General features: G+C 44.9%; 19 protein-coding genes and 1 pseudogene. 4 read left to right on the top strand and 16 right to left on the bottom strand.

Annotation, left to right across the window (positions count from 1 at the left end; genetic code table 11):
- Positions 1-79: 79 nt before the first annotated feature.
- Positions 80-349 (bottom strand): GlsB/YeaQ/YmgE family stress response membrane protein, encoded by a 270-nt coding sequence (locus QZW82_RS14750; protein ID WP_293149310.1) that lies wholly within the window; start codon positions 347-349, stop codon positions 80-82.
- Between the two features lie 462 nt (positions 350-811).
- On the opposite strand from QZW82_RS14750, the gene QZW82_RS14745 reads away from it, so the two are divergent.
- Positions 812-1,999: a TPR domain-containing glycosyltransferase gene (locus QZW82_RS14745; protein ID WP_293149309.1), complete on the top strand. Its 1,188-nt coding sequence runs from the start codon at positions 812-814 to the stop codon at positions 1,997-1,999.
- 181 nt (positions 2,000-2,180) lie between these two features.
- Here QZW82_RS14745 and QZW82_RS14740 read toward each other — a convergent pair whose 3' ends face one another.
- Positions 2,181-2,894, bottom strand: a complete 714-nt coding sequence (locus QZW82_RS14740; protein ID WP_293149308.1) for a carbonic anhydrase — start codon at positions 2,892-2,894, stop codon at positions 2,181-2,183.
- Positions 2,895-3,110: 216 nt separating this feature from the next.
- Between QZW82_RS14740 and QZW82_RS14735 the strand changes: the two genes are divergently transcribed.
- Positions 3,111-3,932 carry an MOSC N-terminal beta barrel domain-containing protein gene (locus tag QZW82_RS14735; protein ID WP_293149307.1) on the top strand — a complete coding sequence of 274 codons (822 nt, stop codon included), beginning with the start codon at positions 3,111-3,113 and terminating at the stop codon, positions 3,930-3,932.
- 225 nt (positions 3,933-4,157) lie between these two features.
- On the opposite strand, the gene QZW82_RS14730 is transcribed toward QZW82_RS14735, so the two are convergent.
- From QZW82_RS14730 to QZW82_RS14720, 3 genes are all read right to left on the bottom strand, one after another.
- Positions 4,158-5,771, bottom strand: a complete 1,614-nt coding sequence (locus tag QZW82_RS14730) for an adenylate/guanylate cyclase domain-containing protein (protein ID WP_293149306.1) — start codon at positions 5,769-5,771, stop codon at positions 4,158-4,160.
- 72 nt (positions 5,772-5,843) lie between these two features.
- Entirely contained in the window at positions 5,844-6,701 is an 858-nt protein-coding gene (gene ylqF / locus QZW82_RS14725) for a ribosome biogenesis GTPase YlqF (protein ID WP_293149305.1), read from the bottom strand.
- A 284-nt stretch (positions 6,702-6,985) separates the two neighbouring features.
- Positions 6,986-7,399 carry a universal stress protein gene (locus tag QZW82_RS14720; RefSeq protein ID WP_293149304.1) on the bottom strand — a complete coding sequence of 138 codons (414 nt, stop codon included), beginning with the start codon at positions 7,397-7,399 and terminating at the stop codon, positions 6,986-6,988.
- A 185-nt stretch (positions 7,400-7,584) separates the two neighbouring features.
- On the opposite strand from QZW82_RS14720, the gene QZW82_RS14715 reads away from it, so the two are divergent.
- Together QZW82_RS14715 and QZW82_RS14710 are read left to right on the top strand one after the other, a co-directional pair.
- Positions 7,585-8,784 (top strand): phosphoglycerate kinase, encoded by a 1,200-nt coding sequence (locus tag QZW82_RS14715; protein ID WP_293149303.1) that lies wholly within the window; start codon positions 7,585-7,587, stop codon positions 8,782-8,784.
- 525 nt (positions 8,785-9,309) lie between these two features.
- On the top strand, positions 9,310-10,035 hold the full coding sequence (locus QZW82_RS14710; protein WP_293149302.1) for a pentapeptide repeat-containing protein: 726 nt from the start codon (positions 9,310-9,312) through the stop codon (positions 10,033-10,035).
- A 143-nt stretch (positions 10,036-10,178) separates the two neighbouring features.
- On the opposite strand, the gene QZW82_RS14705 is transcribed toward QZW82_RS14710, so the two are convergent.
- From QZW82_RS14705 to QZW82_RS14655, 11 genes and pseudogenes are all read right to left on the bottom strand, one after another.
- Positions 10,179-10,844 carry a response regulator gene (locus tag QZW82_RS14705; protein ID WP_293149301.1) on the bottom strand — a complete coding sequence of 222 codons (666 nt, stop codon included), beginning with the start codon at positions 10,842-10,844 and terminating at the stop codon, positions 10,179-10,181.
- A gap of 169 nt (positions 10,845-11,013) precedes the next feature.
- A pseudogene (locus QZW82_RS14700) lies at positions 11,014-12,133 on the bottom strand (transposase).
- A gap of 261 nt (positions 12,134-12,394) precedes the next feature.
- Complete coding sequence (locus QZW82_RS14695) at positions 12,395-13,741, bottom strand: EAL domain-containing response regulator (protein ID WP_293149300.1); 1,347 nt, start codon at positions 13,739-13,741, stop codon at positions 12,395-12,397.
- 88 nt (positions 13,742-13,829) lie between these two features.
- Entirely contained in the window at positions 13,830-14,180 is a 351-nt protein-coding gene (locus QZW82_RS14690; RefSeq protein ID WP_293149299.1) for a hypothetical protein, read from the bottom strand.
- 84 nt (positions 14,181-14,264) lie between these two features.
- Positions 14,265-14,534 carry a hypothetical protein gene (locus QZW82_RS14685; protein WP_293149298.1) on the bottom strand — a complete coding sequence of 90 codons (270 nt, stop codon included), beginning with the start codon at positions 14,532-14,534 and terminating at the stop codon, positions 14,265-14,267.
- Positions 14,535-14,724: 190 nt separating this feature from the next.
- Positions 14,725-16,659, bottom strand: coding sequence for a serine/threonine-protein kinase (locus tag QZW82_RS14680; protein ID WP_293149297.1), 1,935 nt, complete (start codon positions 16,657-16,659; stop codon positions 14,725-14,727).
- Between the two features lie 242 nt (positions 16,660-16,901).
- Positions 16,902-17,690 carry a Uma2 family endonuclease gene (locus QZW82_RS14675; RefSeq protein ID WP_293149296.1) on the bottom strand — a complete coding sequence of 263 codons (789 nt, stop codon included), beginning with the start codon at positions 17,688-17,690 and terminating at the stop codon, positions 16,902-16,904.
- Positions 17,691-18,222: 532 nt separating this feature from the next.
- On the bottom strand, positions 18,223-19,329 hold the full coding sequence (locus tag QZW82_RS14670; RefSeq protein WP_293149295.1) for a Rho termination factor (modular protein): 1,107 nt from the start codon (positions 19,327-19,329) through the stop codon (positions 18,223-18,225).
- 763 nt (positions 19,330-20,092) lie between these two features.
- Positions 20,093-20,968 carry a ParB N-terminal domain-containing protein gene (locus QZW82_RS14665; RefSeq protein WP_293149294.1) on the bottom strand — a complete coding sequence of 292 codons (876 nt, stop codon included), beginning with the start codon at positions 20,966-20,968 and terminating at the stop codon, positions 20,093-20,095.
- Positions 20,969-20,974: 6 nt separating this feature from the next.
- Positions 20,975-22,678, bottom strand: coding sequence for an AAA family ATPase (locus tag QZW82_RS14660; RefSeq protein ID WP_293149293.1), 1,704 nt, complete (start codon positions 22,676-22,678; stop codon positions 20,975-20,977).
- A 209-nt stretch (positions 22,679-22,887) separates the two neighbouring features.
- Positions 22,888-23,940: a fatty acid desaturase gene (locus QZW82_RS14655; RefSeq protein ID WP_293149292.1), complete on the bottom strand. Its 1,053-nt coding sequence runs from the start codon at positions 23,938-23,940 to the stop codon at positions 22,888-22,890.
- Positions 23,941-24,019 lie beyond the last annotated feature (79 nt).

The raw sequence follows: 24,019 nt of genomic DNA, 5'->3' as shown, positions 1-24,019 counted from the left end.
ACTGAAAAACCCGGTTTCCTCAAGAAACCGGGTTTATGAATACCCCATAAGTCGATCGACTGGGAATTGGCAATATTTATTATGCAGCACGCTGAGTCAGCAATCCCCAGATGAAAAGTACCACGATCGCGCCGATGACTGCAAAAGCTATGCTGGGTAGAGTTAATGCTCCGAAGGATGCTCCCGCGCTAGTCCCCACAAAGACTTGGCCTAAATAACCTCCCACCAGCGCGCCGATAATTCCTAAAACTGTTGTTGCGAGAAAACCGCCACCTTGAGTTCCCGGATAAATGGCTTTGGCGATCGCACCAGCAATCAGTCCTAAAACGATCCAAGCAATAATTCCCATTTGTTTTTCTCCTGAGTGTTTAACTTTCGTCTGCCTTGTCTTATGTTCTAAGAATAACAACTGATATCCCATCCTTTCCTCTACCGTAGGGATGAACCGATAGAGGTAGAATTTCTCATAAATCGTCCTAATTTCAGGCTCTTTAATATGTCAAAAGAGTTATTGAAGAAGGCACAACTAAGAATGCAGAACGTAGAGCGCACAACTAAGAACGAAGCCTTTAATTATCTAGGATAGAAGGCTTTATTTATTTAGGACAGAAGCAATCGACTACTCATATAAAGTGCAATTTCAGAACGTCCCAACCGTTGGGTGCGGTTGGTACAACCAAATTTTTCTAAGGAAGAAAGGTGCTTGTGCTCAAAGCCGAAGGGCAATAGGAAAAATTTTTCTGGGACTTTTTGTGTTTTACTGGTAAAAAAAATTACAATATTTTTGTCAAATTAGGAAAGTTGGCCCCCGATGAATCTGACACTGTGCACGATCGTCAAGAATGAAGAAGCAACACTATCGCGGACTTTGGACAGCGTGAAGGGTGTTGTTGACGAAATTGTTGTAGTGGATACCGGTTCGCGCGATCGCACCCGTGAAATAGCCCGAGAATCCGGGGCGAAGGTGTATGACTTTGAATGGTGCGACGACTTCGCAGCGGCGCGCAACGAGTCTCTGAAGCACGCCCAGGGCGACTGGATTTTGGTGTTGGATGCCGATGAGGTGCTGGTACCGGAGATTGTACCTCAGATCCAGCAGGCAATTAAGAGCGATCGACTGTTGCTAATCAATCTCATCCGCCAAGAAATCGGTGCATCTCAATCACCCTATTCCCTAGTATCGCGTTTGTTTCGCAATCGCCCCGGAATCCGCTTTTCTCGCCCTTACCACGCCATGGTAGACGACAGCGTGGCTGAGATTTTGCAGCGCGAACCGGAATGGAAAATAGCTTCTCTCCCCGATGTAGCGATTTGGCACTCTGGTTATCACAAAGATGCGATCGCCACAAAAAGCAAATTCCAAAAAGCTCAAGCAGCAATGGAACGCTATATAGCTTATTATCCAAACGACGCTTATGCGTGCAGCAAATTAGGCGCGCTGTACGTAGAAAGCGGGCAAATCGGGCGGGGAATTAATTTATTAACGAGGGGATTGACTGCGGCGACAATTGATGAATCTATTATTTACGAACTCAACTATCATTTAGGCATTGCTTACCGCCAGCAACAGCAATTTGCCAAAGCCAAAGAACACTATCAACTAGCAATTAATACAGATGTTTTCCCGGCGCTCAAATTAGGTGCTTACAATAATTTGGGCAATTTGCTCAAAGATGAAGGAGATTTGCAAGCAGCAGAAAAAGCTTACAAAGCAGCTTTAAAAATAGATCCCAATTTTGCACCAGGTCACTACAATTTAGGACTGACGCTAAAAGCAACCGGAAATTTGGTAGATGCGATCGCCTATTACCGACAAGCCATCAAAATCGATCCCGAACACGCCGAAGCCCATCAAAACTTGGCAGTAGCGCTGCTGAAAATTGGCAAAATGCCCGAAAGTTTAGCAGAATTCAAAAGAGCGATCGCCCTTCACGAACAGCGCCGTCCCTTTGAAGCAGAACGCCTGCGCCGCGGACTGCAAGAAATGGGCTTGATGTAACTGAGATTGTGGATTTTATGGGCGAGCATGATGCCCAACCCCCTACTCCCCACAATCAAATTTCTTGTTTGTGGAACAGGCATCTTGCCTGTTCATAAAAATACTCAAGTTCCCTCTGTGTGGAACAGGCAAGATGCCTATTCATAAAAATAGTAAAAAATGTAAGATGCCACCACCAAAATCAAGCAATTATCTCTACTTTGCCGCTGTCCAAATCGTAGCGCCCCCCAACAACTTTCAGCTTGCCAGCTTTGACTGCTTCAGCTAAAAGAGGTGACAAGGATTTTAACTTATTGACGTTCATTTTTACATTGGCTCTGACTGCATTATCCCAGGCATCGCCCAATTGATCTTTTGTAGCATCAACGGCTGGTTTAATCGCCTCCACCAAAGTGCTAATGTGACCCGGAACCGGTTTGCCATCTAAAGCCGCTTTCACAGCACCGCAGCGTTCGTGACCCAGAATTACTAATAGCGGCACCCCTAATTCTAGTGTGGCATATTCAATATTGCCGAGAACCACATCGTCGAGAAAATTTCCCGCTACTCGGATATCAAATAAATCCCCCAATCCTCGATCGAAAATAATTTCCGGAGCCACCCGCGAATCAGAACAAGCAAGGATGGTTGCAAACGGATGTTGACCCTTTGCTACTGCCGCAATTCGCGATCGGCTTTGGTCGGGAAATGTCCGTTTTTGGTCAATATACCGCTGATTCCCGTTCATCAATTTCTTGAGTGCGGCGTCAGGAGTGATGTTTGAGACTACTCCTTCTGCATAGGCCGGTTCAGTTTTGAACAGCCCTGGGGCCATGGTTGCCACCAGCGCCCCTGCACTTGACATCCAGATCGCACTCCGCCTCGACATCTTACCTATTTCTTTTGAGTCGGTCATTGCTTGCAACTCGGTTAATTGTTTTATATTTATTAGTATAATATTTGCCATCAGCCCAGCAAAATTTCTTTACTTTTTCTTTACAAGTACCTGCTAAATATAAACTAATAAAAAAATCGCCCCTTGTAATTTCATGGAATTAACTGCGGTCATCATTCTGCCTGCGGAGGATGCTATAGTGTATCTAAAACAACAATTATTTATCAATGAATCACAATGTCTTACGTCGCCAGCATTCATATCTATCCGGTCAAGTCCCTTGACGGCATAGCTGTCAGTCAAGCTAATATTCTTGCCAGCGGAGCTCTAGCAGGCGATCGCTCTTTTGCCATCTGCGATCGAGCAGGAGAATTTGTTAACGCTAAGCGCAACAGCGGAGTACATTTTCTGCGCCTATCATTTGACATAAAAAAGAGAATCGCCGGTCTGAAAATTCAAGACACCGAACAAGAAATATTTTTTCATGTAGATAGAGAACGCCCCGCAATAGAATCTTGGTTGAGCAACTACTTCGGTTTCCCCGTCAAGTTAATTGAAAATTTGCTCACAGGCTTTCCCGATGATACCGCAGCACCCGGGCCAAGCATTATCAGTACCGCAACAATAGCCGAAGTAGCATCTTGGTTTCCGAGAGTTTGCGTTAACGAAATGCGACATCGCTTGCGAGCTAATATTGAAATAGGAGATGTCCCGGCTTTTTGGGAAGATCGACTTTTCGGAGCAGCCGATGAAGTTGTCAGGTTTAAAATAGGCCCAGTAATATTTGAAGGTATCAATCCCCGTCAGCCCTGTCTGCAATCTCACCGAAATTCTGTTACTAAAGAAGCTTATCCAAACTTGAAAACTATGCTAACAGCCAAGCAGAATGAAATCATGCCTGAATTGCAAAAAAAAGGGCATTTCAATCACTTTAGTCGGCTGCTCGTTAACACGCGAGTGCCACTTCAAGCAGCCGGAAAAATAGTACACATAGGAGATGAAGTTCAAATCCTCAGCGTCAAAAACTCCCTATTTAATACCATTCCCGATCAGTTATAAAAGTTTTATGATGACTTCATATCAAATCCGGTAACACCGGAATTAATATTATCCAGAGTCAGGACGCGGCAGTGCCGTTTCCCTACAATTAAGTGGGCGGTAGTTACATCTCTTGCAAGCATGACGATTATTTTGGGGTAGGGAAACGGCTTTTGGAATGTCCTCCGTTAGTCCAAATCAATATGACCCATGCCCCATGCCCCATGCCCCATGCCCCATGCCCCATTACCTTAGATTTCGGTTGGTACTATAAACCACGATCGGTCTGTCAATTCCTTTAAACCGGAAATCTCCCATCGGCTCAAAACTTTGGGGCAATCGCAGCAACGTGTAAGTAGCTTCGCTCACCACGCATTCCCCAGGCTGACAAATTCCCTCCATCCGAGCAGCCAGATTAATAGTCGAACCCAACACAGTATAATCAACTCTTTTAGAACTGCCGACATCACCAATTATTGCCTTGCCGCTGTTAATAGAAATCCGCAATTGCAGCGGTTCGCCCAAACTCTTATTTGCATTGAGTTCGTCAAGACGGTTGAGCATTCCCAAAGCTGCCGCCACAGCGCGATCGGCATGATCCGGTTGAGGTTCTGGCGCTCCAAAAAATGCCATAATACAATCTCCAATAAACTTATCTAAAGTTCCTCCTTCCCCAAAAACTTCTTGGAGCATTTCCTCAAAAAAATTGTTCAGCAACCGGGCAATTTGAGGGGGACTCAAGCGTTCTGACATCGCAGTAAAGCCTACAATATCTGCAAATAAAATACTGATTTCGCGTTCCACAGGGGGCAGGCGGTGGTCAATTAAAGTCCCCGTATTCATTAAATGCTGCACCACAGCCGGAGAGTGATAGCGTTCCAATCTTTGCCGCATAGTTTCTTGGGTGCGGAGTTTTTGTGTCAGCAGCCAGCGCTGCACGCTAGAAGCGACAATATTTCCTAAAGCCGAAAAAAAGCTCAAGTCTTCATCTCCGCCCAGATACCACTCTCTAGAAGTCAGTTGAGCGTCGCCGTAAAGCACTCCAAAAACTGTATTTTCATCCCAGAGAGGAACAGCTATCGCCGTGCGAATTCCTTTATCGATCATGCTCATATTGTCGTCAAACTGTTCGTCAAACTGAGCGTCGGCAGTTTTGAGAGCAACTTGTTCGTCCAATACTTTGCGGCAAATAGTGCGGCCGATCCAACTGCCGTCAGCGGGGATATATTTATTTTTTGCAGTGGGTCTGGCGGCGGTTTTCACTACTTCCAGTTCGCCGTTATTTTGGAAGTCTATTAATAGTGCCAAACGTTCGATGTTTTTGATATCGCGGAACACAATTTGCTGGACTTGATCGAAAATTGCTTCGATGGATTCAGCGGTGTTCAAATACTTCGCAATATCGACTAAGTATTTTAAACGCGAGATAGCTTGTTCGTAGTTTTTTTCGAGTTTTGTGTCGGGTTCTATCCACTGTTTTTGTAGTTCTTTAGCTTTGCCGAGGATAGTCACTCCTTCGGGCATGGTGCCGATTTCGGGAAGTTGGGGGTCAGAGCGATCGGGCAAAACGACAATCAAATTAATCCGGTGTCCCAGATAAATCACATCGCCCTGATTGACTAAGTGAGGTTGGTTGAGGGGACTGTTGTTTAGTAGCGTCCCGTTGGTACTGCCCATATCCTCAACTAGCCACTCCCCTGAAGCTATTTTAAACAAGCGGGTGTGGTGCCTGGAAATGTCAGAAAAAGGCAGTTGCAAATCGCATTCTAGCAACCTACCGATAATAAATTGCTCGCCTTCGACAGGCACGGTTTTTTCGATGATTCCATTAATTTGAAGTTCCAGATTCAGTTCATTCATAGACAGCACCGCTGTTGAATTTTCAAGGCTTGGATAAGACTTGAATTCATCAGATCAAATCTCCTACAAGTCTTATAAAGCTGGCGGCAACTCCAAAGTAAGCTGACCCAACACACCAGTTCTAAAATCGTTTAACATCTGCCGCGCTGTTCGTTCCACATCTCCTTTATACCTGTCTTTTGCTACTTCGTGCAAATAATCTTCACCATTGCTAGATCCTATATCTAATTTATACCGAGATTTGAAACCAGATACTGATATCAATGTGTCATCAGCCGCCTCCAGCCCGAGGAGCAAATCTACCATAGCTGCGGCTACTACCTGATTGTCGTAAGCTGCTTCGCCAATATCTTCGCAAATAGCTAATTTTATGGCATTTTCTTGATTGTTAATCCGGGTGGGGATGACTCCGGGGGCGTCTAGTAACTCAATTTCGTCAGAAATGCGAATCCATCGGAGCGATTTAGTTACTCCAGCTCTGCGGGCACTGTCTACCACTCTGCGCCCTAACAGGCGATTAATTAAAGCAGATTTGCCGACATTGGGAAAGCCCATCACTACGGCGCGGACTGGACGGGGTAGCATTCCTCGATCGAATCTACGCTTATTTAGCTGCACCCCAGCCTCCTGGACAGCATCGGAAACATCGTGTACTCCTTGACCGTGCTCGGCGTTAGTAAAATAGGCAGTTTCCCCCTGAGATTCAAACCAGGTTTCCCACGCATCGAGGGTTCTAGGCGTAATCATGTCCATGCGGTTGATGACCAACACTCGCGCCTTACCGCCCACCCAGGTAGGCATTTGGGGGTGGTAAGTCGCTAGCGGAATGCGGGCATCTCGGACTTCGAGCACCACATCTACCCGCTTTAGCTGTTCTTTTAATGCCCGTTCAGCTTTGGCAATGTGACCGGGATACCAGTGAATTTTCATTAGTTATTAGTTATTAGTTATTAGTCAGTTGTCAGTTGTTCGTTGTCAGTTGTTCGGGGAGCATCTCAATTTTTGCAAAAAGCATTTTTTTGTTGTAGTGCGAGCGTCCCCGCTCGCTTGGTTTTAACAGCAAGCGAGGGGGGACGCTCGCACTACAAAATCAAAACTGAGATGCTCTCGTTGTCAGTTGTTAGTTGTCAACTGCTTTCGTGTCAACTAAGAGGGCGGGGACTCTTGGCACCGCCCAAACTGTCAACTGTCAACTGTCAACTGTCAACTGTCAACTAAGGCACAATCAAAACTGCACAAGGAGACAGATTGATCACCCGACTGGTAACGCTGTCAGACGCCCCATCATCAGTTAAACCCATCCCCCGACAGCCCATCACAATCAAATCAGCCCCAACTTCGTCAGCCACATCACAAATAGTGAAAGCAGGTTTGCCTTCTCGTTCGATGATTTCAGCTTCGATTCCCTGCTGGGAAAACATCGATTGGGCCTCAGACAGCAGTTTGGCGACTGCTTCGGGAGAGCTCATCACCTCTGACGGTGGGGCGGCACCCTCCTCGGCGGGGGGTTCGACTACCGACAGAATAATTAAACGAGAAGCATAGGTTTTCACAATATTGACAACCTTTTCCGCGGCTTCGCGGGCTTCTCGGCTTTGATCTACAGGAAATAAGACAGTCTTGAACATAGTTCGCATTTCCCGGACACGGACTCCGATAAAATGTTTACGTTGAGCCAAATCAGTGCCGTTTGTTTCATCTTCCGTTTTTTGTACGGGCGCGGTTGAATGCGCCCGAGGCCCCAAGTGCAAGTGACGAGTGCCGCCATTTCAACGGAATTAGACAAAAACACAAATATTAGGAGGTTAATCCTGTGACAAAAAAAACTGTAGCAAATTTATCGGCATCGGACTTATCGGGCAAACGGGTATTGGTGCGTGCGGACTTTAACGTGCCGCTCGACAACGGCAATATCACCGATGATACTCGCATCCGGGCTGCTCTGCCGACTATTCAGGATTTAGCGTCGAAGGGCGCTAAGGTCATTTTGTGCAGTCACTTCGGGCGTCCCAAGGGTGTGACGGAGAAGTTGCGCTTGACTCCGGTTGCTAAACGGTTGTCGGAATTGTTGGGGAAGGAAGTCAAAAAGACTAATGACTGCATTGGGGATGAAGTAGCTGCTACTGTGGCGGCGATGGCTGATGGCGATGTGGTGTTGCTGGAAAATGTCCGCTTCTACCCTGAAGAAGAAGCAAATGACCCAGAATTTGCCAAGAAGTTAGCTTCTGTTGCTGATTTGTATGTGAATGATGCTTTTGGTACGGCTCACCGGGCTCACGCTTCGACTGAGGGTGTGACTAAGTATCTGAGTCCTTCGGTGGCTGGGTTTTTGATGGAGAAGGAATTGCAATATCTCGGTAGTGCGATCGACAATCCGCAACGTCCCTTAGCTGCTATCATCGGTGGTTCTAAGGTTTCCAGCAAGATTGGAGTCATCGAAAAACTGCTCGAAAAGTGCGACAAATTGCTGCTGGGTGGCGGCATGGTGTTCACGTTCTACAAAGCTCGCGGTTTGAACGTTGGCAAGTCTTTGGTGGAAGATGACAAGCTCGAACTAGCTAAGTCTTTGGAAGCTAAGGCAAAGGAACGGGGAGTTACTTTCCTGTTGCCTACTGATGTGGTAGTTGCTGACAAATTTGCTGCTGACGCGAACACTCAAACTGTCTCCGTTGAGAGCATTCCCGACGGTTGGATGGGTTTGGACATCGGCCCGGATTCTGTGAAAACTTTCCAAGATGCTTTGGCCGATTGCAAAACGGTAATCTGGAACGGGCCGATGGGCGTGTTTGAGATGGAAAAGTTTGCTGCGGGAACTGAAGGAATTGCTCATTCTTTGGCTGGAATTACTAAGACTGGTACTACCACGATTATCGGTGGCGGTGACTCGGTGGCGGCTGTAGAACAGTTGAATCTTGGGCCAGAAATGAGCCACATTTCTACTGGTGGTGGTGCTAGCTTGGAACTGCTAGAAGGTAAGGAATTGCCTGGTGTTGCAGCTTTAGACGAAGCTTAAATCTTCCGATAGAAGGTAGAAGACCGAAGGCAGAATTCAAGATAATTGTCAATTTAAAAAAGTTAATTTTTTAGTTTGCTATGCTATTGAAATTTCTGCCTTCTGCCGGCTTATATGGTCTCCACTAGAACCAGCCTAATACAATTGGTTCGTAGTGAGGACTTTAGTCCGCATCCAAGAAAGGACTAAAGTCCTCACAGCCTAATAAAATTGGTTCGTAGTGAGGACTTTAGTCCGCATCCAAGAAAGGACTAAAGTCCTCACTACAAACCTTTTATATTGGAGTTATTGAAGGTCAATAATATTACTTTTTCCACAAATAATTGGTTTAAAGCCCCAAGCCCGGGAGAAATTAAAATCAGACTATTCATTACTGCAATCCTCTTCTTTCCAGGTAGAGGTCGCCCTCATCTGTCAACTGTCAACTGTCAACTGTCAACTGTCAACTGTCAACTGAACAGTACAAGCCTAGCGATCGCAAATTTTGCGAGTATAATTGGTCTGAAGTGGCAGTGAGGTTTGTTTGTGAAATTTAAAATCTTGGCAAGTGTAACGGCAACTGTAGCAGTTTTAGCGCCGTTTTTGCTGGCACCCCCCGTCAAAGCTCAAAATCCCAATCACGTCCAACAGTTGCTAGAAACTAAGGAGTGCGAAGGCTGCGATTTGAGAAATGCTGATTTGTTTAAGGCGAGTTTGTACAGAGCTAATTTAAGAGGAGCTGATTTAAGCGGAGCTAATCTCTACGAAGCTAATTTGCTAGAAGCAGATTTAAGTGGTGCTAATTTGGCAAATACTAACTTGGTTAATGCTGAAATGTATGGTGCCGACTTGGACAGCGCTAATCTGCGAAATGCGGATTTGTCTAATGCTTTTTTGGGGCGGGCCAATCTGACGAGAGCTGATTTGCGCGGTGCTAAGCTTTTTAATACTAATTTGGGCGAAGCTTATTTGCTGCAAGCTAATTTGTCGAATGCAGATTTGCGACGTTCGCTGCTGTTTAGAGTGAATTTGAATCGCGCTAATTTAAGCGGGGCTGATTTGTCTTTTGCTGACGTGCGCGATACTAATTTGCAGAATGCTATTCTGTCAAATACCAGGCTTCCGAGAGCTCAATTGACTGGGACAAATATCGATGCGGCGAGGGACGTGCGGCAGGCTGATTTGGAACGTGCAAATTTGCGGGGTACAAATTTGGGGCCGATGGTTTGCGTGACGACGAGTTTTCCTTATTGTGTTTTGAATTTGGAATAATATCAGGTTCTCTCGAACGACGACAATCAGATGGGTTTGTAGTGAGGACTTTAGTCCTCAGATTATGAGGACTAAAGTCCTCACTACAAACCGTTTTTATTGCGGGTAATTAAGGGCTGGTACACCGTAAGTTGAGACCGGAGCTAAGTTTGAGGTGGTTTGTATCCCCTTTCTAGGGCAAATCTCACAAGCTGGGCGCGATTTTCTAACTGTAGTTTGCTGAATATGCTGCCTAAATGAGCTTGGACGGTGCGGGGGCTAATAAACAGTCGATCGCTAATTTGTTTGTTAGTATAACCCTGGATCACCTCCCAAAAAACTCTTTCCTCGGCTGGTGTTAGAGGCAAAGGTGCTGGTGGTGGCAATACTGCGATAACTTTGGGTTCCACCGCCAGGGCGGTAGAAGTTTGCAGCAGTCGGACAATCTCGGCATGAATGCGGTGAGAGCGCTCTAACTGCGCTTTCACCTTAGCCAAGATTTCTTCAGACTGAAAAGGTTTTACCAGATAATCGTCAGCGCCGATCGCATGACCTTCAACTTTTGCCTCAATTTCGCCTTGACCAGACAAAAATATAAACGGCACCAACTGTCCTAAACGTGTAGTACGCAAGCGCCGGCAAAACTCAAACCCGTCCATTTCCGGCATCATTACATCTGAAATCACCAAATCTGGGGGGGCCTTCTCAAAAATCGAGAGCGCCTCAACACCAGAATTAGCGCATTCAACCCGGTATCCTTGGCTTTCAAGGTACATTGATAAGACTGTTTGACAGTCTGTTTCGTCGTCAACTATTAATATTCTTTCCATGACAGCCTTGCACCAATTCCAGTTGACAGTTCTTGAAACTGCGGCTCCCAAATTGACACTCCTGAGCTCAGATGAGCGTGAGGATTCTTAGTTCAACGATCGGACTTAAATTAAGAGCGTTACCGCACCTAACCCAGGGGTCTAATCTCCCTAAGCGTTTACGATCTTGCTAGATCGAAGTTCCGACGTGCCCCGTCGTACCTATCCCGCGATTCAGGATATTAATTGCGGCATTACGATCTCAATCCATCTCGCATCCACATTCACAAACAATGGGTTCGGGTGGATAGAGATTTTTTAACGACTTCCCCACAATTACTGCATTCTTGACTGGTATAAGCAGGGTTCACCGCAATGGTAATCCGACCAAACACTTTTCCAAAATATTCTAAGAACACTCTGAACAGGTACCAAGAAGCATGGCTAATTGATTTGGCTAAGCAGTGATTTTTAACCATGTTGGACACTCTCAAATCTTCATAGACCACTACGTCGTTTGACGTGATTACGCACCTTGCCAATTTGATAGCATGGTCTTTACGCTGTCTACTTATTTTGAGATGTCGCTTACCTAAAATCACTCTAGCTTTCCGGCGATTTGACCCACCTTTTGCCTTCCGGCTTACAAGACGTTGAGCACGTTTTAACCGTATCTCACCTCTATGCAGAAACTTAGGGTTGGAAACCGTGTCGCCATTTGAATCAGTGTAAAACTCTTTCAATCCTACATCTAATCCAACAGTTTTACCTGTCATTGCAACTATTTCTACTCTATCTACTTGAATACAAAATTGAACATAGTAGCCATCTGCACGTTTTACTAGCCTTACCCGTTTAATTTGGTCTGGCTGATATACATTCATGTCTCTTGTACCTTTTAACTTCAGCCTACCTATTCCGCACTTGTCGGTAAAGGTGACTGCTTTTCTATCTTCTGAAAGCTTCCAAGAGTTGGTTTTATACTCAACAGAACGACAGTCTTTTTGGAACTTGGGAAACCCGACTTTTTTACCTTTTACACCATTCTTTATGTTTTCATAGAATCGAGAAATACTAGCCCATGCTCTTTCTGCACTAGCCTGCCTGGCCATCGCGCCTAGCTTGTTGGCAAAGTCAAACTCAGACGCCCAAATCGCACAATACCTAGAAAGATCGAACCAAGACTTGGCTCCACCATCCATCCAAAGCCGAATCGATTTGTTGCGAATGAATTGACAAATTCTAATCGCTTCATCGATTGCCTTGAACTGTCCAGGCTTGCCGTAAGTCTTGAATTCCAGAACGAGCATTATGATTTACTCCTATATTCCTATGATAACAAAGCTGTCATAGGAATGGTTGGTTGTCTCGAAAAATATTGGGAAAGTCCCCCTAGAAGCGGGAGGCTCTAACCCCATTTTTTCGGTAGAGGAATATTTGGAAAAATTTCCTTTTTTATTCGCCCCTCCCAAAAAAGCTACAACTTTTTAGGAGCGAGCGTCAACTTTTTCGCAGAAAATAGAAGCTAAAAGAAACAATTTTATTCTATTATACAGAAATCCTGGTAACACTTAGACTATTCCTAGACCTGACATGGTAAGGTTTTTAGATTTTTCGGCTTCGGAGACAGGTACAAAAGGTATAACACGAGCAGGTGCTACTGCTGGGGGCTGAGCGAACAAACGCTGGTTGGCAACTAACATACTTTCAACGATCGCTGCCGGTTCCGGACGGCTGAACAGATACCCCTGCATGATATCGCATTGGTGCTGTTTCAAGAAAGCTAGTTCTGCTTCTGTTTCTACTCCTTCTGCAATTACTGTCATATTTAAGCTGTGACCCAGCAAAATTACTGCTGTGGTAATAGCAGCATTTTGAGCGTCTTCGCTGGCATTTCGCACGAAAATGCGATCGATCTTTAAGCTGTCAAAAGCAAATTGCTTGAGATATCCTAAAGTAGCATAACCGGTGCCGAAGTCGTCAATGGCAATCCGAATTCCGAGAGCTTTAAGTTCGTTTAAAGTTGCGCCTGCGACTGTCGCATTTTCTACGAGGGCGCTTTCGGTCATTTCTAATTCTAAATTAGCAGGCTCCAAGCCTGTAGTTTCTAATATTTGCACGATTCGGGCCTTGAGTTCCGGGTCGGATAACTGCCGGGCCGACAAATTTACTGATATCGTAAAAGGCGAGAACCCCGCCGCCAGCCAACTCGCCGCTTGAGCGCAAGCTGAAAGCAGTACCCACTCGCCAATCTGAATAATTAAACCTGTTTCTTCGGCTAAGGGAATAAATTCAGCGGGAGAAATTATACCTCGATCGGGATTTTGCCAGCGCACCAAAGCTTCAGCGCCGATAACTTGTCCGGTAGCAATATTCACCTGGGGCTGATAGTATACTTGAAACTCACCTTGTGCTAAAGCGTGGCGCAGCAGAGCTTCTAGAGCCAACTTTTCAGGGGAGAGGACACAAACCTTTGTAGAGTCGTTAGCTAAATCTTTGAGTCTGGCTTCTGCTTGGTGAAGCGCAACTGTCAGGGGTTGGGTAATAGTTTGCCGTTTCGAGACGCGAGAAGCGATCGCCCCTAACAATTCAGCCTTAGTAAATGGCTTTGTTAGGTAATCGTCAGCCCCTAATTCCATCCCCCGACGAAAATCGGTTTTGGCACTTTGAGCCGTGAGAAAAATAAATGGAATTGTAGCAGCCAGGGAGTTTTGTCGCAGAGTCCGCAACACGTCATAACCGTCGAGTTCCGGCATCTGTACGTCGCACAAAATTAAGTCGGGGATCTCCGAAAGTGCCATCTGCACCCCAAATCGACCGTTTTCTGCCACGATAACTCGGTAGCTGTGAGATTCCAGGAGTTGCACAAGAGTCTCCCGGATTAATTCGTCGTCTTCAATGACTAAAATTTTGAGCATGATACTTAGATAACAGATGGCACTATATATCAGAACCTGACTAACTCTAGCATACTCAAACTTGACAGTTACTGATTAGGCCAATTAGCTAATAAATTTTTAGCCAAATGGCTAAAGATTTTCCCTCGGTTCTTAAGTGACAATCAAAGAATTGGCAAAATTCGCAATAGTTTTCGATCGCTTTCAAAGGCATACAACTGTTGCGCCCGACTATTTTAATAAATTTTAATAAAAAATATTGTTGTTTCTCATAAAAAATGCCGCCAACACTTTCACTACTGCGCGGATAGCGGCAAGTTTTATATAATATCGGGTCAATTCGCTTTAAAAAGTGTTCGATGGTTCTGGCTTCATTCCTGGGATAGATGCGGACTAAAGTCCGAACGATCAAACCTGCTTCATTCCTGGGATAGATGCGGACTAAAGTCCGAACGATCAAACCTGGGATAGATGCGGACTAAAGTCCGAACGATCAAACCTATTTTATTGTGTCGTTCGATGAGACATCATAGGATGCACTGCCTTAATTGACCGGTTTAGTGGAATTAGCGCAAAACTTGTCATCTACAATTACAGAATTGATACTGACAGCTTGCATTGATGATGACGGAATGATGAGGTCTCGCGGAACTACAAGTGTCTTTTTGCAAACTAACTCGCTGCTGCCTACAGAGGCAAAGTTCCAAGCATAAAATTCGGGATTGCTGACTGTCGCACTGGCAGAAGATAAACCTAATGCAGTCATTAATACTAATCCCAAAGTTACTAAAGCTACGATCGCAAATCTCAGCATATTCTTTGTTTGAACCGGAAAATTTACCCGCTCGGGATTACTTCATTATTGCTCGATCGCCCTCAAGGCGTCAATAGCTATGAGTCGATTGCAGATTTACTCGTCCAGATGAGTCAGCGAACTTCAACGGGAGTCTCTAATTTTTGAGCGCGACAGGAGTCGGGGGCTGAGATCGGTTTTGGGATGGGGGTTATTTTGTCTCCAGATTCAACTCGTAGGCGATCGGCTCTGATGACTGAGAAACTACCACGAATTCATAAAAACCAGCATCATCGAGAGTTCCAGACCAACTCACCTCCTCTGCATCTTCCAGTAAAGCTTTGGCTTTGTTGGTGCGCCCAGGAGAATAAATTGATAGCAGAGTCGATTTGCGCGGAGTTTGCAAATTTACGCTCAAAATCTGATTTTGGGCGAACCTGGCAATGTAAGCTTTGCCTTCTCCGGGCTTGAGATTTCCTTTAAGGGTTTTGTTGTTCGCGCGGCGGTCAAATTCGACGCTTTCAAGAGTTGCTCCTGCTTGTAAAGAGGCGAGGGCGTCGGCGGTAATTGCTTGCCAAATTTGTCCGATCGGCAAACCGATGATATTTTTATTCCGTGGGTGCTGTGGAAACCAATAAAAGAACTTGGCATCAGCCAAATCGTACAGCGCTCGACTGCTCAAATTCAGCTTGTTAACCTCGGTTTTGACGCGATCGAGATCTGTAGTCTCGTAACTGCCCAACCGCGCTCTAGCATCGCTGCTGAGATTTTCGAGCTTGTCGAGCAATTCGTCGCCGATTTTCTGCCACCTTTGGCGCCATTGGCGATCCTCGTCGCCTTCTTTTAACAGCCGCCCGTTTAATTCTGGGTATTTGGCATAGAAATTCTCATCTACAAGGTTGACGTAACCGCTGTAGAATCGATCGTCAATTTTAAGCCGAGAGTAGCGATCGCGCAAAGCATCCTCTTGCTGCTGCTTCGGGCCTGGAGTCACGGGAATCTTCTGCACTTTTGATTGCAGGTTTAACACGTAATTGCCCGCAAACCAGCCAACTGCCCCCATACTCGAAAGCACTGCCACTACGAACAAAAACATTTTCCAAGCAGGCATCTTTTGCTGATTGCCAATCGTAGCCAGTCGCACCGGAGTTCCCGGCAGTTTGGGGACGGGTGCTGGCACAGGTATGGGTGCGGTGAGAGGTGTTGTGTAATCCGGTGGTGGCTGCGTGAGTCCCAAATCCGGCTGTGGGAATGGCTGTGGCTGTAACAGCGGATTGCCGGAAAGAGCGAGCAAAACCTCGCGAGCCGAGGAGTAACGCTGGTTCGGCTGCTGAGCGAGCATTTTATCCAGCACCAGGGACAAATTCGGAGATAGAGAACAGTGCGATCGCCAGTTCCAATTCAGCGTCTGACTGTCGAGCAATTCATGCGGTTCCTTCCCTGTCAGCAACACCAAAACCGTCGCCGCCAGAGCGTACAAATCGCTGTGGGGAGACACAATGCCCATTTGCATCTGTTCGACGGGAGCATAGCCGAGTTTGCCGATGCGAGTTGCGGGGGTGGGAGTGGGAGTGGCGTTAGCTTCTGTTTCAGCAAATAGAGATTCTACGGTGGCGGCGATTTGTTTGACTCCGCCGAAGTCAATGAGCACGGGCATTCCGTCAGACAAGCGCAGAATTAGGTTGTCGGGGGAGATGTCGCGGTGAATCACTCCCAAGGAGTGAATGTATTCAAGGACTGGCAAAATCTGAACCAGCAGTTGATTGATTTCTGCTTCGATGAACCGCAAACCCTGACGCTTCCTGGCATCCAGCAGGAAGCGGTAATTTTGACCGGGTACGTAGTCTTGGACGAGAAATAGGTAGCCTCGATCGACTATACTGACGCGAAACATTTCGCGGAAGCGCGGAATTTGATTGTGTTGCAGCTTGTAGAGCACTCCGGCTTCGCGCTCGAAGAGTTCCTCGGATTTTTGTAAGGCGTAACTTCCTTGTACTTGGGGCGCAAATTCTTTTAAAACGCAGGGTTCGTTAAATCGGTGGGCATCTTCAGCGAGGTAGGTGCGCCCGAAGCCTCCGTGTCCCAATTCGCGGACGATGCGGTAGTGGTTGTGGAGAGTTATGCCGGGGTAGATGGGATTGTTCATTGGAACTTGCGTCGGATTGTTACGCTTGACTGAGATTGGGAGTTTGGGTCGATCGCGCTAATTAATCGCGAGATTAATCTTGACACAAGTTTGTCTGTGTTGATTGGTCGATCGCCCACTTGGTTATCTTCTGTCGTTATTGTCAGACAAGCAATTTCCTGGTAGACACTTTTTTGAACTATTTGTGCGATCGCACTCAAATACACGGGACAATCAACCGTGTTTTTGGAAAAAGGCGATCGCTAAATTGTATCGGGATCGATATTTAATTCTCGCAGTTTTGCGGCCAGGCGATCGGCTCTTTGAGCCTCTTCTCCGGCTCGTTGGGCCTCTGCATCTGCTCTTTGGGCCTCTGCATCTGCCCGTCGAATCTCCATTTCTGCAACCTCTTCAGGAGTGGGAACCAATTCACCGGCTGCTGTAAAGAAACGCAATTGTCCGCTACAAATGCCCAAACTCAAATCAAGCTGTTGACTCCGCAGATAGCCGAATTCATTCGGTACAATTAGTTGATATTCTCCATCTACCAAATGAAACCCAGCTAATTCTAAAGTTTCTGGATCGAACCAAAAGTAATCATGGGTTCGGAAAGTATCTTGATAGAGTTGTTTTTTAAAGTTTTTATCTACGTTCGCGGTTTTCGGTGACAGGATTTCAAGAATGACATTCGGGTACTTTCCATCTTCATCCCAAACTACCCAACTTTTACGAGTTTTGCGCTCAGTGCCGAGTACCACAAAAAAGTCTGGGCCTCGGAAGTCTTTTGATTTAAGTTGCTTGGGGCTATAGTAAATACTGAGGTTGCCAGCAGCATAGAAGTCATTTCTATCTCGCCACAACCATTCTAGACATTTAAACAGCAGCATTATTTGTCGGAGATGTAATTCTGTTTCCACTTGAGGTTCATCACTATATAAATCGACTGGAGGAACGATAACATTTTTTGCTATCTCTTGTTCTAATAGTTCTTCTTCAGAGAGCTCTTGTTCTGGTATTTCTTGGGGAGTAACTAATTCTGCGGTTGCGGACATGGCTGCTTGGGGAGGAGTAAGAGGTGATGTGTGTATTTTAGCAAGATTTTCAGATCGATACTCTCATATTAAATAAAAAAAGGTACGTAGTTGCGCTTCAGCGCTCTTTAAAATATCAATAATGGCGATCGAACCCCAAACCCTTAGAGAACTGACGAAACTGTCGTATTAAATAAAAAAAGGTACGTAGTTGCGCTTCAGCGCTCTTTAAAATATCAATGAAAAAGCGAAGATAGCACAACTACAGCCTGAGAGAACTGACGCAACTGTCAGATTAAATAAAAAAAGGTACGTAGTTGCGCTTCAGCGCTCTTTAAAATATCAATAAAAAGCGAAGATATTACAATTACAGCCTGAGAGAACTTACGCAAATGTCAGATTAAATAAAAAAGGTACGTAGTTGCGCTTCAGCGCTCTTTCACAATATTCAGAAAGAGCGCTGAAGCGCAACTACGTACCAAGAAGTCACCCCCAATAATAGTACAAGTTACGTAAGTCTTGTATTAGTCTTTAAATATTAGAAATCACCGTATTATTTGCCATCAGCTTCTCTGAGGGCTGCCAGAATTTCCGGTCGTTTCATGCGCGCGTAGCCCCGCACTTTTCGGTCTTTGCCGATCGCCTTTAAGCGTCTCAGCGAAAGAGTATCGTAGTCTTCGTCTTGCTCTTGAGGCGGAAACGGCAACTCCAACTGCAACTGCGGTAGCTGAGGTTTCTGCTGAGCCTTCGACTGCTTCTTAGCCTGAGTTTTTGGCTGCACCTTCGACTGCTTTTTCGGCGGTGTCTCGGGCTGTATTTCTGAGTGCGTCGCAGCGGCTCCTAGTTGGCTGCGGAGCGTGGCAATTTGATTTTTTAGGTCATTTTCTACGTCTGCGATCGTGTCAGCCACAAACTGATTAATTATTTGGACGGTGCGATCTAATTTGATTGACAGCAATTTTTCCAGTTCATCCAACTGTCTCAACGCACCTTCAAGATTCATCTCCGAAATAGCCGCCGATTTTGGAGAACTATTGCTGCCAGATTGTTCAATTTTTTTAGCCAATTTATCTACCTTTTCATGAAATGTTTTTTCAACTTGTTCTAGCAGATGCTTAATCTGTGTTATTTGATCGCGATCTAAGTTCTGCTCGGCTAGAGCTTTTACTTGTTTTTTTAGCAGGTCTTCATTCTTTTTAACAGATTGTTCTATTTGTTTTGTTAGACTCTCTACCTTTTTTTGAAATGATAGCTCAAATTGTTGCAGTAAAGTCTCAAGTTGTGCAGTTTTTTGAGTCGGCTGCGGAGCCAAATGTTCCATTTCTGCTTGAGCCGCAACTACCTCCTCGTCGGTCATTTCAAAAACCCAAGCCCACATTTGCTCGATGCCGAGTTCTTTCGCAACAATACACCAATCTGAACCGCAGACAACTTCGTATTCTTCTTCGTTGCTGTAAGCTTCAGTAGGACGTACAATTAAAGGAATTAAGTTGCTGCCTTGCTCGATGAGACTCCTTCTGAGAGCTTCGCGACGTTCGCGAGGGATTTCCCCACCCTGAGTCTCTGGTACCGCAATTTGGGAAGTGTAAATTTGACTGTGACTAATTGGCTTAATCCGCAAATATTCTACTATTCGGTTTTGATCTTGCGATCGATCCATCTTCTTACAAGTCCCCTTTTGTCATTAAAATCAGGTGTTTGGGTAATTATATATATTTGCACTTTACAGCCTGGGTTTTAAGTGCAACAGAACTAACCCAAGGACTCTAATGATAGGGTGCGAGACAAACACCTTACTCAGACTTTGGTTAGTTAAAGGATTTGTTGGCCTGAGTCTCTCAATCTGGGAGAGATATCAGTGGCGTGCTGTACCTGTACGGCTGGCTGTGGGGTGACAGCCCGGGCGATCGTGCAACGAGTGCTTCGCTAATACCAATTTAATGTGAAGTTGCATATATCTCGATCCCCCTAAATCCCCCTGATTGTTGGGGGACTTTAAGAAGAATCTTGTCCCCCCCTTATTAAGGGGGGTTAGGGGGGATCAGATTCTACGGGGCCTCATAAAAAATTGGTATAACGGCAAAACTGACTGCAATTCCTACAAAAAATCGACTGTGATGAGTTTAACTGGCTGGGGGACACAAATTATACACTGCTTCACTCATCTTTACTTTTTTTGGCGATCGGGCGATCGCAATTGTGAATGATATAGCGGTTCTCAGAAAGATTCGCGGACGTTGTTGGGCTTCAGCCCTCTTAGTCTGGGAGGTTATGTAAGCTGTCAGTCATACCTCATCTTTGTGAGAAAGGCTATAAGTATTTTTACCCTAGTCAATTACCTTTCATAAAACCAGTTTCAACTCTTGTGGGGCGTTGCTCCGAGCATCACCCCCAAAAATGCTATTGAGACGACTGACAGCCGCTCAGTATTTTTGCCAGCAATCAATAATTTTAATCATTGTTTTGTCGGTTAACCCTTTAATACGTTCCACCACATTGGCAAATGAGACAAACGGCCGCACATCTCGCTCCTTGAGTATGAGTTGTATAACAGGAGCCTTCAGCAGCTTAGTATTTTCTAAATTCGCTTTCAGTTGAGCTGGATTTTGAGTATTCAGTGCGGCCAACAGCGACATTGGTTGAGAAGTTACCTGTTCAACTTTTGGTACCGCATCTACCAAACTGGGCTTTGACGATGCAGGCTCTGATTTCAACTCATTAATTCTGCTAGCCAACTGCGCTTCAATTAACAGAGGTAATTGTTGTGAAATTAGATTTTCAACTTCTTGTATCCTCTCCGCTAACAACTCTTTTTCGCGGGCGTGCTCAGCTTTCAATTCATTAATTTGAATTTCTAACCGGGCTTCAAGATTTGTCAGCCGCTGCTCTAAACTAGATGAAGCTTCTAGAGTTTCAATTTCAACTGAAGCCTCAGTTATCAATGACTCTTTGGGAATTTCAATTTCACCTAGATTCTCACTAATTGCGGTTTTTCTGAGGATTTCCAGTTGTTCGAGGAGAAGTTCTTCATTTTCTGGTTCCAGGATGAATGCTCCGATTGTCTCGCCTTTGAGAGGTTCAATTTCCCTGGCTCTCGCCGCAGCGTAGTATTCAAAGTCTCCGTCTACTATTTCGTAGGCATCCATGCTGGTACGGCGGACAATTATCGGATTAATCAAGCCTCCTGAATCTAAAATGAGTCTAGCTAATTTATCCAAATCGCGATCGGCAAAATTGGAACGGGGAACTGCGGAAGTAATTCTTTTGACTGCAACCAGTGACGGAGATAATTTTTTCATAAGTTTTTACTTACCTATTTTTACCAAAACTTCTTCGGCTAGCATTTCAAATTCCTGGGATGAAGTGCAATCCGGTTTAAAATCTAGCACCGAAATCGGATCGGCGATTTCCATATTGCCCACGATTTTAAATATTTCTGCACACTTTGCTAAATCCTCTCTCTCATAAATTACGCTGTCCATAATTTCCAGGCCGTAGCGTTTGGGAATTGCCTCCCTCCGCTTGGGCAAACTGTACTGTACAAATTTAAGATTAGGTGAGATTTTGCAAGGGAGGATTCCTAAAATTTCTAAAGGTTTTTTGCCAATTTGTTTTTTGAAGCCATTGACTTTTTTGATAAAATCCTTGACATTAATCAATCCTTGATTGGCAAAAGGTTTTAAATCAGAAGGAATAATTAAATAATCCGCAGCAATCAGGGCAACTCTGGCGAAAAAATTCAAAGATGGTGGCGTATCAATCAGTACAATATCGTACTTGTCTTCTACTTCCGCTAGTTTTTGAATTAAAATCATGCGACTGTAATCTAGTTGATTTAGTTCCGTTTCGTAGTACATTAAATCGATGTGGGAAGGAACTACATCGATTTTAGGATTGCAAAAATTAGACTCGCGGGCTACTTCGGCGATGGAGTAAAAATCCTCTGACTGCAAAACTTGAAGAATATTGCAATCTTTCAAATCATCTTGTTCTTCATCTTCAAATTTAACCAAACCAGTTGCAAAGGTTGTATTTGCCTGACTGTCTAAGTCGATGACTAGGACTCTTTTACCTTCCTTGCTCAGTGCAGCGGCTAAATTGACTACAGTTGTAGTTTTACCGACGCCGCCTTTGTTGTGGTAAACTGCGATTATTTTCATATTGTTTGGTATGGCTTGTGACAGGATTAAATCTGATTTAAATTCAATATTAACTGATAAAGGTTCAGCTATTTTTTCAATGGCTAATATTTGATTCTGCTCGGGTTCTGGGGTGGCAGGATTGTTTGATTCTACAGGAGTTTCGCTAAGCGAGTCAGGACTAACTAAATTAGTTTGACTATCTTCTACTTCGAGATTATCAGGGATTTCGCTAATCGAGTCAGGACTAGCTAAATTAATTTGACTATCTTCTACTTCGAGATTATCTGGATTTTCGCTAATCAAGTCAGGACTAACTAAATTAATTTGACTATCTTCTTCTTCTACTTCGAGATTATCTGGATTTTCGCTAATCAAGTCAGGACTAACTAAATTAAGTTTACTATCTTCCAGTTCCAGATTGTCTCGATCTTTTCCAAAATTTAAATTATCTCTACCAATTAAAGCGATTATTTCATCAATTCTACTTTCAAGGTCTTGTCCGGCGCACTGAAAAACTAGCTGAATATCATTGCTAATTCTTGCATAAATTCTAAGTTCTTTACCGTTAGTTATGAGTCCGTAGCGAATACTTAAACTTGTTAAGTAACGCTTCAGTTTTCGCAGATGGCGGTCTAAATTTTCCTTGGGATGTTTTGCCTCCATGACTAAACTCATGGGCGAGTCTGCATCGAGAACTATGGGGATAACTTGGGTAGCAAATGAGAGGAAGTCTAGACGAATATTCCCAAAGGCGATTTCTTGGTGCCAAGTGTCGGGAGTATAGCCGAGTTTTGGCAACAAATAACTGACAATGAGTTTGCTTTCTACTTCGCTTTCGTTGCGACAGTTATTGGGATTGAAAGCCATTGGATTTTAGATTTTAGATTTTAGTCGTAGGGTGTGTCGCGGCAGAAAATCGCAAACAAATATTGAGAATTTTATTAGGTACGTTGTTGCGCTTCAGCGCTCTCTTAAGATATTAAAGAGCGCTGAAGCGCAACAACATACTTTATGATTGAGAAAACCCGGTTTGTTAAACAAAACCGGGTTTTTCGGAGATTTATCGCGTTTCAAACTTATTTGGTTTGAGCGTTGAATTCCTCTAATGTTAGATAGCCACCAGCGGGGTTGTACAGGTGACAGTTGTCTGCAATCCGCTTCATTAAAGACCAAGAAAATTTGGTTTCATAGAGATGAGGTTGCCAGTTTTCTTTTAAGCTGCTGTGGGCTAGGCGCAAGTTGTACCAGGGTATAGCAGTTGAAAGGTGGTGGGGAACGTGCACGTTAATGTCGTGGCACAGAAACTCAACCCAGCGGGGATAGTCGCAGTGAACTGTTCCCGATAGTTGGGCTTGGGCTTCGTTCCATTCTTCTGGTGATTTAAATGAAATGTCTGGCGCTGTGTGGTGAACAATGGTGAAGGTGCTCATCCAGAAGTGGTAAACCATCCAAGGCATCAACCAAAATTTGATGAATCCCCAAATGCCTGTTGTAGCAATTAAAGTCGGAAATACGATCGCAGCACCGATCAAAACCACAAAAACCGAAAACCGCACTTGTTCGCGTTGTTGACCTTCTTTGAAGCGCCACCACATAAAGTGTACTTTTGCCCAGTGGGCGATCGAGCCAACCCACCACAGCGGGCCGAAGATTAAACTATAAGCTATTTGTAATGCTTTGGGTGCGGCTGCGTAGCTTTCTACTGTCATCGGTTGCCAAGCATTATCTTCACCAATTTTGTTGGTGTGCTTGTGGTGGTAATTGTGTCCGTGACGCCATGCGTGAAACGGAAAAATTAACGGCAGAAATGCCAGATGTCCGACTAAATCGTTTACCCAGCGGCGGTTGGCAAATGACCGGTGTCCGCAGTCGTGGCCGATCACAAAAAAACCGGTTAATCCGGTACCTGTGAAAATCCACATTAGGGGCAGTAAATACCAAGGTGATACTGCTAGGCCAAAATAACCGACAGCAACTAGAAGAACGTTGACGATGACTTTTGTCCAAGCTTTGCGGCGGTTTTTGACAAATACTTCGCGCGGCAGGGTTTTGAGAATATCTTTGAGGCGCAGGTTGGACGCGGCGCTTGCGGATGTCAAATTTAGTGGTTTTTCGATCGATGCTGTCATAAATTGATGTCTACTCTCCGTGTGCCATCTGGATGGCTTAACAAAATTATCGCAGTAAAATATCAGCTCGCTACCGACA

It is taken from the genome of Microcoleus sp. bin48.metabat.b7b8b9.023, assembly GCF_013299185.1.
In the GTDB taxonomy this organism is placed as follows: domain Bacteria; phylum Cyanobacteriota; class Cyanobacteriia; order Cyanobacteriales; family Microcoleaceae; genus Microcoleus.
This window is presented reverse-complemented; position numbering and strand designations above follow the sequence as displayed.